At 65.1% G+C, this 16917-nt stretch carries 6 protein-coding genes and 1 pseudogene; 4 read left to right on the top strand and 3 right to left on the bottom strand.

Annotated features, from left to right (window positions below; all coding sequences use genetic code 11):
- From HLH29_RS18780 to HLH29_RS18770, 3 genes and pseudogenes are all read left to right on the top strand, one after another.
- Window positions 1-102: pseudogene (locus HLH29_RS18780) on the top strand (IS5-like element ISMex42 family transposase); the annotation flags it as partial.
- 469 nt (window positions 103-571) lie between these two features.
- The gene (locus HLH29_RS19945; protein WP_182968900.1) at window positions 572-5320 is read left to right on the top strand and encodes a beta strand repeat-containing protein; all 4749 of its coding nucleotides are present in this window, start codon (window positions 572-574) and stop codon (window positions 5318-5320) included.
- Entirely contained in the window at window positions 5320-7101 is a 1782-nt protein-coding gene (locus HLH29_RS18770; RefSeq protein ID WP_182968899.1) for a ShlB/FhaC/HecB family hemolysin secretion/activation protein, read from the top strand. The genes HLH29_RS19945 and HLH29_RS18770 overlap by 1 nt, the downstream gene beginning before the upstream one ends.
- Before the next feature lie 23 nt (window positions 7102-7124).
- Here the strand turns inward: HLH29_RS18770 and HLH29_RS18765 are convergent, their stop codons facing one another.
- Window positions 7125-7823 carry a GntR family transcriptional regulator gene (locus tag HLH29_RS18765; RefSeq protein ID WP_182968898.1) on the bottom strand — a complete coding sequence of 233 codons (699 nt, stop codon included), beginning with the start codon at window positions 7821-7823 and terminating at the stop codon, window positions 7125-7127.
- A 111-nt stretch (window positions 7824-7934) separates the two neighbouring features.
- Between HLH29_RS18765 and putA the strand changes: the two genes are divergently transcribed.
- A complete protein-coding gene (gene putA, locus HLH29_RS18760; RefSeq protein ID WP_182968897.1) occupies window positions 7935-11666 on the top strand; it encodes a bifunctional proline dehydrogenase/L-glutamate gamma-semialdehyde dehydrogenase PutA in 3732 nt (1243 codons plus the stop codon).
- Window positions 11667-11816: 150 nt separating this feature from the next.
- Here putA and HLH29_RS18755 read toward each other — a convergent pair whose 3' ends face one another.
- The gene (locus tag HLH29_RS18755) at window positions 11817-14276 is read right to left on the bottom strand and encodes a TonB-dependent receptor (RefSeq protein WP_182968896.1); all 2460 of its coding nucleotides are present in this window, start codon (window positions 14274-14276) and stop codon (window positions 11817-11819) included.
- Window positions 14277-14617: 341 nt separating this feature from the next.
- Window positions 14618-16306, bottom strand: coding sequence for a putative bifunctional diguanylate cyclase/phosphodiesterase (locus HLH29_RS18750; protein ID WP_246374474.1), 1689 nt, complete (start codon window positions 16304-16306; stop codon window positions 14618-14620).
- Window positions 16307-16917 lie beyond the last annotated feature (611 nt).

The following is a 16917-nucleotide window of genomic DNA, read 5'->3' as shown; positions in this document are numbered from 1 at the left end:
CTGAAGGAATGGCGCGCCGTCGCAACCCGATACGAAAAGACCGCCACCTCGTTCCTCGCTATCCTTCACCTCGCAGCCGCCGCAGATTGGATCAAGATCTAACAGGGCCTAATCAACTAGAATATAATGGAAAAAATTTTCATCTTTTCCAATCCACCTTCCACCGGGAACCAACCCGACAAGAAATCGAAGGACGAAATATCGCATCCTTCTGCCACTCTTCACGGTGAACCCACCTTTCAGAGAGGTCGGTTTTCGGCGCCGATCCCTCCTCCAGCAGGGTGATGTTCCATGCCGGTCCCCATTCCGAGGCAGGAATTTCATGAAAGCCATCATTGCAGATTCCGCCATCAGAAGCCACCAATGGGCATTCCCCGCACCATTGCGAAAAATACTTGTGTCGCAACAGGGTAACCATAAAGTTCATACAGCATGAACTCGGCTTGAACGAACGATATTTATTTTAATATTGATAAATTATACTGTAATTTATCCTTCAATCCGCAGAATCTTTCTTCTACTGGACCACAGCCCGATGCACGCCCCTTGCATGATCTCCAGGCCGACGGCCATGCTTACCCTTGCGCGCCGTCATCAGACTTCGCTTCGGCTTGCGCTCATCGGCTTTTCCATCCTGACGCCGGTTTCGGCCTTCGCCCAGGCCCTGCCGACAGGCGGCGCCTATGTCGCCGGCTCCGGCACGATCGCGTCGGCGGGCGCCACCACCACCATCACCCAGTCCTCGGCCCGCGGCGTCATCAACTGGCAGGGCTTCTCCATCGGGGCGGGCGGCACGGTCCAGTTCAACAACGGCAGCGGCGCCACGCTCAACCGGGTGACCGGCAGCCAGATGTCGACCATTCAGGGCCACCTGGGCGCCACCGGATCGGTCTTCCTGATCAACCCCAACGGCGTGGTCATCGGGCCGAAGGGCACGGTCGTCGCCGGCGGCAGCTTCGTCGCCTCGACGCGCGACACGCCCGACAGCGCCTTCATGAAAGGCAACGCCGTCACCCTGTCCGGTACGTCGTCGGGCACGGTGAAGAACGAGGGGCACATCACCAGCACCGGCGGTAACGTGGTGCTGGTGGGTCGATCCGTCACCAACGGCGGCACCATAGAGGCGACAGGCGGCACGGTGGCGCTGGCGGCGGGCGACAAGGTGGTGCTGAGCGAGGCCGACGGCCCCGACGGCATCTATGTGGTTGCCGACGCCAAGGCCAAAGGCGACGTGACGAATACCGGCCGCATCAGGGCGGCGGCGGCCACGCTGGCCTCGGCCGGGGGCAATGTCTACGCGCTGGCCGGCAACCGGCAGGGCCTGGTCCAGGCCACGGGCACGAAGACTGTCGACGGCCAGGTATGGCTGACCGCGCCGAACGGGTCGGTGACTGTCGACGGCACCACGGCGACGGCGACCAACGAAGATGGGTCGGGGGGAACGATCCGCGCCAATGGCGGCACGGTCACGGTCGGCGGCCAGGCCACGCTGTCGGCCTCGGCCGCCCGCCCCGGCGCAAAGGGCGGGCGGGTCCTGGTCGGCACCGACGCACCGGGTGGCGTCAACCTCGCACGCCGCACCACCATCGCCGATGGGGCGACGGTGGCCGCCACCGGCAAGGGCGGCGGCAAGGGCGGCATGATCGAGACCTCGGCCCACACGCTGGCGCTGGGCAAGGCGTCGGTGAATGCCGGGGTGGGCGGAAGCTGGCTGCTGGACCCCGACGACCTCACGATCGATGCCTCGGCCGCCAGCACCATCAACGCCGCGCTCGGCAGCGGCACCGATGTCACGGAACAGACTTCCGCCACTACCGCCTCCAACATCAACGGCGGCGGCACGAGCACATCCGGAAACGGTGACATCTTTGTCAATGCACCGCTCAACTGGAACAGCACCGCCAGCCTGACCCTCTCGGCGTGGCGCAACGTCGCCATCAACGCCGCGATCACGGTTGCGGGCAACGGCACGCTGAACATCCTCACCAACACCCAGGGCGCGACCGTCAATCCGGGAGGATTGACCTTCTCGGGCGGCAATGTCGCCTTTACCGGCACGACCGGCGGCGCACTGAACATCAACAGCCAACCCTATACCTTGCTGCGCAACGCCTCGGATCTCACATCCGTCCAGTCTGGCGGATACTATGCGCTGGCCGGCAATCTGGACGCCACCAGCCTGGGCACGCTCGCCTCCGCACCGGTCTCCAGTTGGTCCGGAACGTTCGAAGGGCTGGGCAACACCATCTCCAACCTCACCATTCACGACAGTACCGGCTCTTACGTCGGCCTGTTCGGAACGATCAGTTCCTCCGGCGTGGTCGAAAATATCGGGGTGGTGGGCGTCAATGTTACCGGCGGCAACGGGTCGGGTTATCTCGGCGGCCTGGCCGGCGTGAATTACGGCACGATCCGCGGTGCCTACACGGCCGGTACCGTCAGCGGCAGCGGCAGCGATCTCGGCGGCCTCGTGGGAATGAATGCCCGACAATCGGGGTCCACGGCCGGAACGATTACCAATTCATCCTCCGCAGCCAATGTCACCGGCAGCGGGACCTACGGTACAGATATCGGCGGCCTGGTCGGCATAAACGAAGCCACGATCTCCAGTTCCGTCGCATCGGGCAGCGTGTCCGCCGGCAGCGGCAACACCACCAGCTACGTCGGTGGCCTCGTCGGATATAACGTGGGCACGATTACGAATGCCTACGCTTCCGGCGCCGTCACCAGCGGCACCATCGTCGGCGGTCTCGTGGGATCGAACACCACGCTGACCATCCTGCAGACAACGATGCGTGGCCAGATCACGAATGCCTATGCAACGGGCACCGTCACCGGCAGCACCAATGTCGGCCAGTTTGCCGGACAAAACGCGTCCACGATCACCAACGCCTATTTCGATACCAACATTTCCAGCACGACACCCGCCGTGGGTACCGGATCGTCTTCCGGCATCACAGGCCTGACGACGGTCCAACTGGCCGGCGCGCTGCCCGGCACGTTCGGCTCATCCGTCTGGGGCAACCTGAACAACCAGACCACGCCCTACCTGCTGGGGGTTGGCACGAACCAGCAGGTCTATTTCGGCAGTGACGCGACATTCTCCGCCGCCACGCCCGTCTGGCTGATCTTCACGCCCGCCGGGCTGCAGGCCGTCAATGCCGATCCTGCCGCCAATTATGCCCTGGCCAACAGCCTCGATCTCAGCGGTATCAGCAATTTCACACCGCTTGCCGGATCTGGCTTCACCGGCACCTTCGATGGCCGCGGCAACACGATCGCCAACCTGACGATCAACGACGGAACGGACGCGCAGGTCGGCCTGTTCGCGCAGCTGGGTAACAGCAGCACGCCCGGTGTGATCCAGAATATCGGCCTGTCCGGGGGCAACGTCACCGCGAACGCCAACGGCAGCTCTGTCGGCGAGCTCGTCGGATATATCGTGTCCGGCACGCTCACGAACGCGTATATGACAGGGACCGTCACCGCCAATGGCGGCAACAACAGTGTCGGCGGCCTCGTCGGAACCGCCCACGGCCCCATCACCAACGCTTATGCAGCAGGCTCCGTCACCGCCACCGGCGGCAGCAGTCAAGTCGGCGGTCTGGTCGGAGTCAACGCGTACGCCGGCACGATGACCAACGTTTACGCGACAGGCTCCGTCTTCGCTGCCGGCAACAGCAACTACGTCGGCGGACTCGCTGGGGTTGGAGCCACGGCGATCACCAACGCCTACGCAGCAGGCTCCGTCACCGGCACCGGCACCTATGTCGGCGGTCTACTCGGAGCGAAGCAAGGCAGCCTCACCAACGGCTATTTCGATCAGACCGCCGCCGGCACGAGTACGGGCGCGGGCTTCAACTACGGGTCTGGTACTCCCATAGGACTCACAACGGCGCAATGGGCATCCGAGGGGCCCACGGTGCCAGGCAGCCCATACAGCTTCAGCACTCCAGGCGATTGGGTGTCCGGCTCTCCCTATCCGATCCTGAAAGCGCTGCCATATATCGTGATCCAAGCGTCAGGAACGCAGATATACGGACAGGGGACGGCAACGGTTGTCTTCAACTCCGTCAGGGATCAGAACGGCCTGGACGTATCCGGAAAAATCGACACGACGGCTCTGAGCTGGAGCGGCACCAACCTCAGCGCAGCCACCAGCGTCGGCAATTCCGCTCCGCTTGTCATCCACGGCTCCGTCCCTGGCTATCAGACGATCTACACGGGCACCGACACGGTGATAAAGGCGGCTCTCACCGTCACCGCGCTGAACCAGTCCAGCATCTACGGGCAGACACCCAGCCTCGGCACCAGCCAATTCTCCGCCAGCGGCCTGGTCAACGGCGACACCGTCTCCGGCGTCACCCTCACCACCACCGCCACCGGTGCCAGCACCGTCGGCCGCTATGGCATCACCGCCTCGGCCGCGCAGGGCAGCGGTCTGGCCAACTATGCTGTCACCTACCAGCCCGGCACGCTGACCATCGATCCGGCCGCGCTCACCGTCACCGCGCTGAACCAGACCAGCACCTACGGTCAGGCCCCCGCCCTCGGCACCTCAGCGATCCGCGCGACGGGGCTGGTCAACGGTGACACGGTAACCGGTGTCACCCTCACCAGCACCGCCACCGGTGCCAGCACCGTCGGCCACTATGGCATCACCGCCTCGGCCGCGCAGGGCAGCGGTCTGGCCAACTATGCTGTCACCTACCAACCCGGCACGCTGACCATCGATCCGGCCGCCCTGACCGTCACCGCGCTGAACCAGACCAGCACCTACGGTCAGGCCCCCACCCTCGGCACCTCAGCGATCCGCGCGACGGGGCTGGTCAACGGTGACACGGTAACCGGTGCCACCCTCACCACCACCGCCACCGGTGCCAGCACCGTCGGCAGCTACGGCATCACCGCCGCCGCCGCCACCGGCACCGGCCTGACGAACTACATGATTGCCTACCAGAACGGGACGCTGACCATCTCGAATCCGGTCGCGAACTCCAAGCCAATCTTCTGGCCTGTCGTCGTTCTGACCGGTAGCGGCTCCCCGCTGCCCATGCCATCGGCTCTCGCCACCCCGACGCCGATTTCAGTTTCAACTGCGACTTCTGTTTCGACTTCGACCACCTCATCCGGCACGGGATCGGATACGGGCCATACGACCACGGGTGATGCAAATACGAGCGACACCATTACCAGTCCGCGGCGACTGACAATCCTGTCGGGTAATCCCGACGCCATGCTCGGGGCCGGGGCGCCTGCGGGCGGCCAGCTGATCATCCGCCCCCTGCCTTATTCCAACACGTTCGGAGACGCCAACTGATGCGCCCGTCCATTTTCTCCGGCTGCGCGCTTGCCGTCTCAGTCCTTCTGGCGCCCGCATTGGCCCACGCCCAGGCTTACAACCGGCTGGCCCCCAAGCAGCTTCCCCTTGCGCCCACGTCAATCGTTCCGGCACCGTCCGGTACCCAGGCCCCGCCGTTACCCCCGTCGGGCACGGTCGTCATTCCCGTATTGAAAGGGCTGGTCTTCCTGCCCGATATCAGGGCCCTGAACCCCTCCGGCCCGCCCGCCGGCACAACCGGCATCGTCCATACAGGGCTGCCCTTGCTGGGGAGAGAGGATTTCACGCGCAAACTCGCCGCCTACCTCGGAAAACCCCTGAAGATATCGGACCTGGACGCCATCGCGCAGGAGACGAACGCCTTTTACAAGAAAAACGGCCACCCGTTCGTCTACGTCATTGTACCACCGCAGAATATCAGCTCCGGCACAGTACAGATCGTCGTGACCGAATACCGGCTCGGGGCGCTCAAAGTCACAGGAAACCGCTGGTTCTCCAGCGCCCTGCTGCGCCAGAACAGCGGGCTCGTTCCCGGCAGGCCCCTCAACCTCGCCGACGTGCAGGTCGCCCAGGACCGGTTGAACGACAATCCCTTCCGGACCGTCGACAGCCTCTTCTCCCCAGGCACGGCGCAAGGCACGACGGATGTCACCCTGCAGACCAGCGACCGCCTGCCCCTGCATGTCTATGCCTCCTACGACAATGCGGGCGTGCCGATGATGGGCCGGTCGGAATGGGCCGTCGGCGGCACATGGGGCAATGTCGCGGGGCTGGGACAGATCCTGTCCTACCAGTTCACCCACAGCGTCAGCGATCTCTACAGCGGCCATGCCATCAGTTGGAGCACGCCACTGCCCTGGCATGATCGGCTCCAGGTCTTCGGCTCCTACGCCTGGGAACATCCGGATTATAGAAGCAACGGCATCTCGTTCAACGAGGCCGGACATAGCGGCCAGGCCAGCCTGCGCTACATCCATGACCTGCCGGCCCTTGCCGTGTGGCCCCATACGCGCCTGACCCAGAACATCCAGGTCGGCTATGATTTCAAGACCACCAACAACACGCTCGAATTCGGCGGGGCCCAGATCTTCGCCAGCGAGGCCGAGGTCAATCAGTTCCCCGTCGTCTATAACGCGACGATGAGCGATCCGTACGGCCAGACCACGTTCCAGAACCAGCTCGTTTTCAGCCCCGGCGGCCTGACCGGCGCCGACCGGAAAAGCAATGCCCGTACACTCGTGCCCGGCGCCTCCAACCGCTACGTCTACGACACCATGACCCTGACCCGCACCACCTGGCTGCCGGGCGGCGCAACATGGATCCTGCAGGCCACCGGCCAGGTCGCCAGCGCCAATCTGATGTACAGCAACCAGCTCGGTCTCGGCGGCCTCTACATGGCGCGCGGCTATGCCACCGATACCGCGCTCGGCACCGAAGGGGCCAGCGTCACCAACGAGGTCCGCGCCCCGGCCTTCAGCCTGACGCACATCGTCGCCCCGAATGCCCAGCTTTATGACACCCAGCAGGTGGGCGTGTTCTACGATTACGGCCACGTGTCGCAGGTTCACCCCATCGCGCAATCCATCAACGAGAGCGACCTGTCCAGCATCGGCCTCGACCTGCATAGCGGGGTGGGGCGCTATGCCAGCATGACCTTCAATGTCGGCTGGCGCCTGCACGGCCTGCCCCCCAGCCGGGCCCTGAACGGCTTCGGCAACAAGGGCGCGTTCGGCAATATCGCCATCAACGTCGGATACTGACAGAAACGATCCCGCGCGGGCCGTCAGACACCCGCGCGGTTGCGGCGCAGCACGTCGATCGAAACGGTGGCGGCATCCAGGATATGCTGGCGGGTCAACGGCCCGATCGCTGCCTCATCCCGACGCCGGCACGCTTCCAGCAGCGCCAGATGCTCGGCATCCGTCACCGTCTTCCGGCCGGCGATTTCCAGATGCGCCCGGATATAGCGGTCGACGCGGCGATGCACGCCCTCGATCATGTCCAGCAGCCTGGGCCGCCCCGCCGCCTGATAGATCGCTCCATGAAACGCCCAGTTCAGCGCACCTGATCGCACCATCCCCTCCGGCTGCTCGCTGGTGCCGGCCACGAAGGCCTCATACGCATCCTCGATCCGCGCCAGGTCAGTGCGGGTCATGCGCCGCACCGCCTGCACCGCCGCCATCTCTTCCAGCGCCGCCCGGATCTCGGAAAAATCGATGATATCCTCTTCCGACAGGCCGATCACCGTGGCACCGCGATTCTGCTGAAACAGCACCAACCCCTCGACCTCAAGCTGCTTCAACGCCTCGCGCACCGGAATGGTGCTGACCCCAAACCCGCTGGCCAGTTCCGACTGCGGCAGCGACTGTCCGTCGGCCAGCACCCCATCCAGGATCGCCTCGCGCAACGCATTGCCCACACGCTCCGACGCCAGACCGCGCGTTTCCTGCTGCGCATTCATGAAGACACTCTCCGGCAGCATACCTGTCCTCCCCGTTTCGCGACCCAGCGAATCATATATTATCTTGCGTATCATATACGATATGATACGGGAACATCCACCCAATCTTCCCCTCCGTCGGCAAGCCGCCCCATGACATCCCAACCCGTCCCTCCGTCCGCTCCCCTCCCGCCAACCGCCGCGCTGCAAGACGCCCTGCCGCCGCGCGACGCGGCCCGCGCACGCATCGCAGCCGGCCTGCGCCAGCCCGAGGCCGAGTGCGTCGCCGCCATGATCGACGACGCGACCCTGTCGTCCGAACTGGCGGCCCAGGCGGGCGCCACCGCCCGCCGCCTGGCCCGCGCGCTGCGCGACGGCCGCCGCCCCGGTGGGGTGGAGGCGCTGGTGCAGGAATTCTCGCTGTCCTCGCGTGAAGGCGTGGCCCTGATGTGCCTGGCCGAGGCCCTGCTGCGCATCCCCGACACCGCCACCCGCGACGCGCTGATCCGCGACCGGATCGGCACCGGCGACTGGATGGCGCATGTCGGCCTGGGCCGCTCGCTGTTCGTCAACGCCGCCGCCTGGGGGCTGGTGGTGACCGGCCGCCTGGTCACACCCGAGCGCCAGCACGGGCTGTCCGGCGCGCTGACGCGCCTGGTCGCACGCGGCGGCGAACCGCTGATCCGCCGCGCGGTCGATGTCGCGATGCGCATGATGGGCGAGCAGTTCGTCTGCGGCGAGACGATCGAGAGCGCCCTGCGCACCAGCCAGGCCCGCTACGATCGCGGCTTCCGCTATTCCTTCGACATGCTGGGCGAAGCCGCGCTGACCGAGGCCGACGCCGCCCGCTATTGCCGCGACTACGAAACCGCGATCCACGCCATCGGCCGCGCGGCCCAGGCCAAAGGCGGCCGCGACATCTACGACCGCAACGGCCTGTCGATCAAACTCTCGGCCATCCACCCGCGCTATGCCCGCGCCCAGCGCGACCGCGTGATGGCCGAGCTGCTCCCGGTGCTGGTCCGCCTGGCCCGACTGGCGCGCAGCTACGATATCGGCCTGAATATCGACGCCGAGGAAAGCGAACGGCTGGACCTGTCGCTCGACCTGCTGGAAGGCATGTGCCGCCACCCCGATCTCACGGGCTGGAACGGTATCGGCTTCGTGGTGCAGGCCTACGGCAAGCGCGCCCCCGCCGTGCTGGACTGGATCATCACCCTGGCCCGCGACACCGGGCGCCGCATCATGGTCCGGCTGGTCAAGGGCGCCTATTGGGACAGCGAGATCAAGAAGGCCCAGCTCGACGGCCAGGCCGATTTCCCCGTCTACACCCGCAAATGCCACACCGACATCAGCTATGTCGCCTGCGCCCGCCTGCTGCTGGGCGCGCCGGATGCGGTGTTCCCGCAATTCGCCACCCACAATGCCCGCACGGTCGCCACCATCCACGCCCTGGCCGGCATGCATTTCCGCCACGGCAAATATGAATTCCAATGCCTGCACGGCATGGGCGAAGGGCTGTACGATCACGTCGTCGGCTCGGCGAATCTCGACCGCCCCTGCCGCATCTACGCCCCGGTCGGCTCGCACGAGACGCTGCTGGCCTACCTGGTGCGCCGCCTGCTGGAAAACGGGGCCAATTCCTCCTTCGTCAACCAGATCGGCGACAGCGCCATCCCGCTGGACACGCTCGTGGCCGACCCGGTGCAGACGGCACGCGACCTAGCCGCGCAGAGCGGCCTGCCCGTGGGCGCGCCGCATCCGGCCATCGCCCTGCCCTCCGCCCTGTTCGGCACCAACCGCCGCAATTCCGCCGGGCTGGACCTGGCCGACGAACCGTCCTTGACCGGACTGGCCAACGCCATGGCGTCCGGCCCGCACCAATGGGCAGCGGCCCCGATCCTGGCCGACGGCGCCGCCCCCACCACCCCGGTCCGCAAGGTGCCCAACCCGGCCCGCCCGGACGACATGCCGGGCACGGCCCATTTCGCCGACCCCACCCAGGCGACCCACGCCGTCGGACTGGCCGTGGCCGCCATGGCGGACTGGTCCGCCCGTCCCCCCGCCACGCGCGCCGCCTGCCTCGAGGCAGCCGCCGACCTGCTGGAAGCCCACCGCGCAGAACTGATCGGCCTGGTGGTGCGCGAGGCCGGAAAATCCTACCCCAACGCGGTGGGCGAAATCCGCGAGGCCGTCGATTTCCTGCGCTACTACGCCACCACGATCCGGCGGGAATTCAACAACGAAACCCACACGCCCCTGGGCCCGGTCGTCTGCATCAGCCCCTGGAACTTCCCGCTGGCCATCTTCCTCGGCCAGGTCTCGGCCGCGCTGGCCGCCGGCAACGTGGTGCTGGCCAAACCGGCCGAGGAAACGCCGCTGGTCGCCGCCCGCGCGGTCGCCCTGCTGCACCAGGCCGGCATCCCGGCCGGCGCGCTGCAATTGCTGCCCGGCGGCGGCGATGTCGGCGCGGCGCTGGTCGCGGACCCGCGGATCGCCGCAATCATGTTCACCGGCTCCACTGAGGTCGCACGCCTGATCGCCCGCCAACTGGCCGGGCGCACCGGCACCAACGGCCAGCCCGTGCCGCTGATCGCGGAAACTGGTGGCCAGAACGCGATGATCGTCGATTCCTCGGCCCTGGCCGAACAGGTGGTCACCGACGTCATCGCCTCCGCCTTCGACAGCGCGGGCCAGCGCTGCTCGGCCCTGCGCATCCTGTGCGTGCAGGACGATTGCGCCGAACCCATGCTGACCATGCTGCGCGGCGCGATGCAGGAACTGCGCGTGGGCGACCCGGCACTGCTGGCCACCGATATCGGCCCCGTCATCACGGAGGAAGCCCACGCCGGAATCAGCGCGCACATCGCCCGCATGCGCGCCGCCGGCTGCCGCGTCTGGTCCCCCGCCACGCCGCATGCGGTGCCGGGCGGCCATTTCCTGCCGCCGACCCTGATCGAAATCGACGACATCGCCGCCATCGGGCGCGAAGTCTTCGGTCCGGTCCTGCACGTCCTGCGCTGGCGGCGCGACCATCTCGACCGGCTGATCGACGCGATCAACGCCACCGGCTACGGCCTCACCTTCGGCCTGCACACCCGCATCGCCGACACCGTCGACCACGTCACCAGCCGCATCGCGGCGGGCAATCTCTACGTCAACCGCAACACGATCGGCGCCGTCGTCGGCGTCCAGCCCTTCGGCGGGCGCGGCCTGTCGGGCACCGGCCCCAAGGCCGGCGGCCCGCTGATCCTACGCCGCCTGCTGGCCGCCTGCCCCGCCTTCACGCCCCCGGCCCCATCCGACCCGGCCGACAGCCGGCCCGGCACCCTGCCCCAGGCCGCGCGCGACTGGCAGGAATTCTCGGCAGCCACCGGCCATCCGGACGGCGTGACCGGCCGCCCCCTGCACGGGCTGCGCGTGCCGATGCCCGGCCCGGTGGGCGAGACCAATCTCTGGTCGCTCGAATCGCGCGGCAGCGTGCTGTGCCTCGCCAGCTCCGAAGCCGCCGCCCGCCGCGCCACCGGCATGGCCCTGGCCACCGGCAACAGCGTGGTCCTGCTGGCCGGCGACGCCGCCTCCTGGGCCGCCAGCCTGCCCCCCACCCTGCGCACGTATATCCGCACGGTGCCCGACGCCGCCTCCCTGATCGGACTGGCGGACCCGGTGCCGGCCACCATCCTGGCCGAACCCGACGCCCCCGGCCTGGCGGCAGCCCTGCGGGCCCTGGACGACAAGGCCGGCCGCCACGGCCCGGTGGTGACAGTCCATACCCTGACGGCACAGGGCCCGCTGCCCGAATGGCTGCTGGAAGAACGGCTGGTCAGCACCAACACCACCGCCGCCGGCGGGAATGCGTCGCTGATGACGCTGGATGCGTCGTGAGAGTCCGCGTTTCTGTTCTTTTTTTGAAAAAAAGAACCAAAAAACTTCCATTCCGTTCAGGAGCCTTGTGCTTGCACATTCCGAGGCTCCTGAACGAATAAAAGTCTTTTTGCTTCTTTTTCTTCAGAAAAAGAAGGCCTTCCCTATCCTCTAATAAGTCGCCGAAAGATTGAACAGAAACGCCCGCCCCATCGAAGGCGTCACGCGATCGGTAAACAGATTGGAATAGTTCAGGCGATTGGCCAGATTATAGCCGTTCATCTGCACCTTCCAGTGCTTGAGGAAGCTGTGCGAAATCATGGCATCCCATTCCACGGTCGAGGGCGCCCGCGCGGTATTGGCGGCATCCAGCCACACACCCTGGCGCCAGGTCAGGCCGCCACCGAAGGTGACGTTCCAGGGCGTGTTCGCCATGGCGGTATAGGTGGTCCAGAAGGTTGCTGAATTCTTCGGCGCGTATTGAATGCGCTTGCCGACATCCGCCGCCGTCAGCGATGCAATGGTCCGCGCGTCGTAATAGGCATAGGTCGCGATCACGTTCCAGTTCTTCAGGATCTCACCCGACGCGCTCAGCTCGAACCCCTGGTTCCTCTGCCGGTCGCTCGACGAGGTCACGTCGCCGGTCGACGGGTCCGTCAGCAGCGAATTGCCCTTCTCCAGCCTGAACGCCGACACGGTAAAGCCCATCCGGCCGTGAAATGCGTTATATTTCGCGCCGACTTCGTAAAGGCTGCTGCGCTCGGGCTTGAACCCCTCGGTCGAGGCCTTCAACGGCTCGGAACTGTTGGTCACATACAGCCCGAGCGGCGTCGTCGACTGCGCCCAGTTGAAATAAAGCATCGTGTTGTCATCAGGTGTATACATCAGGTTGACGGTAGGATTGTACGTATCCTGGTTCTGACCATAGGACACGCCAGCACCGACCGGCCCTTCATTCGCGGCATAATGGCTGTCCCAATGATCCCAGCGGAAGCCCGCACGCACCGAGAATTTCGGCGTGAACCAGATCTGGTCCGAGAAAAAGGCCCCGACATCGGTCGCATCGCCGGTCTTGTGCAGGGCCCGTCCGACGCCGCTGATGTTCACAAGATTACCGCTATACTGTCCCACCCCACCCAGAAACAGCCCCGGCACGAAATTGGTCGGATTGACGAGGCTGGTCGTATCAGCCGGTGTTCCGCTCAGACCGTTATAATTATAGGCATAATTCGTGCGCCGATCATAAACGTGCGACACGTCCCATCCGGCGATGATCTGATGCCTCAGCGCGCCGGTATTGAATGTCGCGATCGTCGAGAAGACATTCTGCACCGACCAGTCATTCTGCTGATAGGGCTCCGGGCCACCCAGATGGCCGCGACGGTTCACCAGCGCGGTGGACGGATCGGTAAAATACGCCGCGTTGCAGGTCGCATCGCAGCCCTCCCATGACGCCGAATAGTACCGCTCATACATCCCGCCGCGCAGATCGTCATAGAAGGAGATATGGCTGTTCAGCTCGTGCTTGAGATGCGCCGACAGCATATCGACATTCGTGGCGTCCTGATCGTACTGCGTGCCATACCAATTGTTCCGATTCAGCCCGAACGACGTCGCCGGGCGCGAGACGGAGGTGCCCGGCTTCGTCAGCAGCGGCACGCCGTAATCAGGAATGCGATTGTCGGTCTGATGGAAATATTCGATCGTCAGCGTCGTCGCCGTACCCAGGCCGAACGCAATGGACGGCGCAATCCCCCACCGATGCGAATAGACGCTGTTCCGGCCAACCTCGTCGTTCTCATTGCCCATGGCGGCAATGCGCACGGCGGTGGATTCGCCGATCTGCTGGTTCACATCCAGCGTGCCGCGATAATAATCGGCTGACCCGCCCGAGAACTGGCCGCCATAGCTGTTCCCCAGATGCGGCATCTTGGTCACCATGTTGATGGCCCCACCCGTCGTGCCATTGCCGAACACTTCGGAGGACGCGCCCTTGATGACCGACACATGGTCATAATCGAAACTGTCGCGGCTATAGACGCCGAAATCGCGCAGCCCGTCCTCATAGATATCGTTCTGCGCCTGGAAGCCCCGGATCAGGAACTGGTCACCGCTCATCCCGCCCTCGCCCTCGCCGACCGAGGCGGTGATGCCGGGCACATTGCGCAGTGCCTCGTCCAGTGACTTCACGTTCTGCTGTTCCATCAGCAGCTTGGGCACCACATTGACGGTCTGGGCCGTGTGCATCACATCCTGCGGCATGCGGCTGAGGCCGATATCCTCATGCAGGATGTTCATACGGCTACCGACGACCGTCACACGCTCTTCCTCGGCAGCGCTTCGCCCCGCCCGCCCCAGCGACTGGCCATTCAGCGGTCGCGCCGGAACAACCCCATCGGGCCGCGCCCCGGCATTTTCGGTCGCCCGATGCCCCTCCACCGGCACCTCCCCGGCAGGATGGGCACGGGCATGCATCCTGCGGCCGGCATGGCGATGATGCTTCGGCCCCGCCGCCGCCTCGCCATCGGCGGCACCTTCCGCCGAACCGACATGCAGCCCCGAACAGAGCAGCGCAAAACCCGCCATCAGCGGCGCAGGGTGAACACGGCGACGGATCAGTGGACTCGGCATTCTCTCGTTCTCGCAAACACGGTTATGTGCCGCGTTCAGAACGCTAATGCGAATCATTCACAATTGCAAAAATACGATATATATCATCGGCCTGGATGGAGGTTCTCAACACCGTCCAGAAATGTTACGGTAAAAGTTTACATTTTATTCCACGCACCGAGGCGCACGCAACGCCCCTTCAGAGCCTGTCTGGACATCCGGGCGGGTGAACGAGCCCGCCGCGAAGCGGCACGGCGTCGTGTATTTCCGAGCATCGGAGCGAAGCGGCCTTGATGGACGTAAGCACCGAAGCGCAGGAAACGCGCACAGGACGCACCGCCAGCGCGCATGTCCAGACAGGCTCAGCGGGCGCCCAGCCCCTCATCCAGACGTGCCACCAGCTCGGCATCCTCCGCCGCCGGCATGGGCCGGCCATGCAGATAGCCCTGCACCTCGGCACATCCTTCCCTGCGGACAAGGGCAAGCTGCTCCTCGGTCTCGACCCCTTCCGCAACGGTCCGCACCCCCAGGCGCTGGCCCAGATCGGCGATGGCCCGGACCACGGCGGCGCATTCCGGCCGCGTCAGGGCATCGCGGACGAACGAACCGTCGATCTTGATCTTGTCGAACGGAAAGGCCCGCAGATGGGCCAGCGACGAATAGCCGGTGCCGAAATCGTCCAGCGCGATACGCACTCCCATCTGGCGCAGGGTCAGCAGGTCCTGGATACCGCTCTGCTCGTCACCCAGCAGCGCCGTTTCCGTCACCTCGATCTCCAGCCGGTGCGCCGGCAGGCCGGATACCTCAAGTGCTGCGGAGACAGCCGGCACCAGCGTGCCCCTCCCCAGCTGGATCGCCGAGATATTGACGGCAACATGCGCCCCGTCATCCCATTGCGCGGCATTCCGGCAGGCCCGGTCCAGGACGAACTCCCCCAACGGGTCGATCAGCCCGCATTGCTCGGCCACCGGCACGAACTCGGCGGGCGAGACCCAGCCGCGCTGCGGATGATGCCAGCGGGCCAGCCCCTCGCGCGTCATGACGCGCCCCGAATACAGGTCGATGATCGGCTGATAGAAGACGAACAGGCCCTGCCGGTCCTGCAGGGCGGCATGCAGGCTCTTCTCCAGGCGCGTCCGTTCCTGCACGCGCAGCTCCAGATCGCGCGAGAAGAGCCGGGCGACCCCTTTTCCATCCTCCTTGGCCGCGTACAGCGCCATGTCGGCACGCGTCAGCAGGCTCTCGGGCGCCTCGCCATGCTCCGGCGCCAGCGCAATGCCGACCGACGCCCCGATCTGGACCGTCTGCCCCTGTTCGAGGTCAAAGGGCCGGCCCAGCGCCGCCACCACCCGCTCCGCATGCCATCCGGCCGGCTGCTGATGATCATGGGGCAGCAGGATGGCGAACTCGTCACCCCCCAGCCGCGTCAGCATCATCGCCGGGTCGCCGCACAGCGCCCTCAGCCGGTCGGCAACCTGCCGCAGCAGCGCGTCGCCCACCTGGTGCCCACGCGCGTCATTGACCTGCTTGAAACCATCGAGATCGATATAGAGCAGCCCGAATGCCGTATCGGGCACCGCCAGCCGTTCCTCCAGCGCCCTGCGGAATATCAGCCTGTTGGGCAACCCGGTCAGCGCATCATGATGCGCCAGATAGCCGATGCGCTTTTCCGCCTCGATTTCCTTCGTCACCAGCGCCCAGGTCAGCATGGGCGCGAGATACCGGCCGTCCGCGTCGGTAATGGCCGAGACCTTGAGGTCCAGCACCTCGTCCCCCAGCCTGATGCGGGCATTGTGCGGCAGGTTGCGCGGGTCCGACAGGATATGGCGCTGATAGGCCGGACAGCGGTGAAAGACGTCGATGGAGGTGCCGATCAATGCATCGGCGCGGATCGGCAGAAGATGCTCGAGGCTGCGGATCAGCGCCCGGGACGTGTTGTTGGCATAGTCGATCAGCATCGTCTCCAGCTCCACGGTCATGACCGCCACCGGCAGATCGTCGATCATGCGCAGAAGAAATTCGCGTTCCTTCGTCTTGAACCTGTCATTCAACAGTTCACGTCCCATCACTGGCAAACGGGAATGATTCCTCTTCAAAAGAGGGAGGCGCGATTCATTCCACAATCGATGCCCGCACATCCAACGGACGCACGCAGCCCTCGCAAAGAAATCATTCAAAATCTTACTTAATTGTTGTAAAATTATGCAAGACGAACAAAGTAATATAATATTGATTATTTATTTGATCTAGATCAATGCACTTAATTTCTTAAGTGCAAATACCGCATGATCAAATCCGACCTTATCGAACGACCGCAGAGCCGGCCCGGAAATGCGGGCTGGTGAGCGAGAGTGCCGCAAAGCGCCACGCCCGTCGTGCGTTTCCGAACACCGAAGCGGAGCGACCTTACAGGTCGTGAGCATCGGAGCACAGGAAACGCGCGTCGGATCGCCACCAGCGTGCCCCAGACCGAACCGCCCGCAGAGCCGGCCTGGAAATGTGGGCTGGTGAGCGAGAGTGCCGCAAAGCGGCACGCCCGTCGTGCGTTTCCGAGCACCGAAGCGGAGCGGCCTTGATGGCCGTGTTGGGGTGGACGGCCCCCACGGCATCATGTGCCAAGGTTCAGGGGGTCATCACACTGAACCCAGGAGCCGCCCATGAG

It is taken from the genome of Gluconacetobacter tumulicola (assembly GCF_014174215.1).
GTDB classification, from domain to species: domain Bacteria; phylum Pseudomonadota; class Alphaproteobacteria; order Acetobacterales; family Acetobacteraceae; genus Gluconacetobacter; species Gluconacetobacter tumulicola.
Note: the sequence above shows the minus strand (reverse complement) of the source record. Positions and strands in the feature narration are given on the sequence as shown.

Bases quoted from the DNA above. Each gene is read 5' to 3' on its own strand.
- HLH29_RS19945 (WP_182968900.1), top strand. From the start codon at position 572: ATGCTTACCCTTGCGCGCCGTCATCAGACTTCGCTTCGGCTTGCGCTC.
- HLH29_RS18765 (WP_182968898.1), bottom strand. From the start codon at position 7,823: ATGCTGCCGGAGAGTGTCTTCATGAATGCGCAGCAGGAAACGCGCGGT.
- HLH29_RS18770 (WP_182968899.1), top strand. From the start codon at position 5,320: ATGCGCCCGTCCATTTTCTCCGGCTGCGCGCTTGCCGTCTCAGTCCTT.
- putA (WP_182968897.1), top strand. From the start codon at position 7,935: ATGACATCCCAACCCGTCCCTCCGTCCGCTCCCCTCCCGCCAACCGCC.
- HLH29_RS18755 (WP_182968896.1), bottom strand. From the start codon at position 14,276: ATGCCGAGTCCACTGATCCGTCGCCGTGTTCACCCTGCGCCGCTGATG.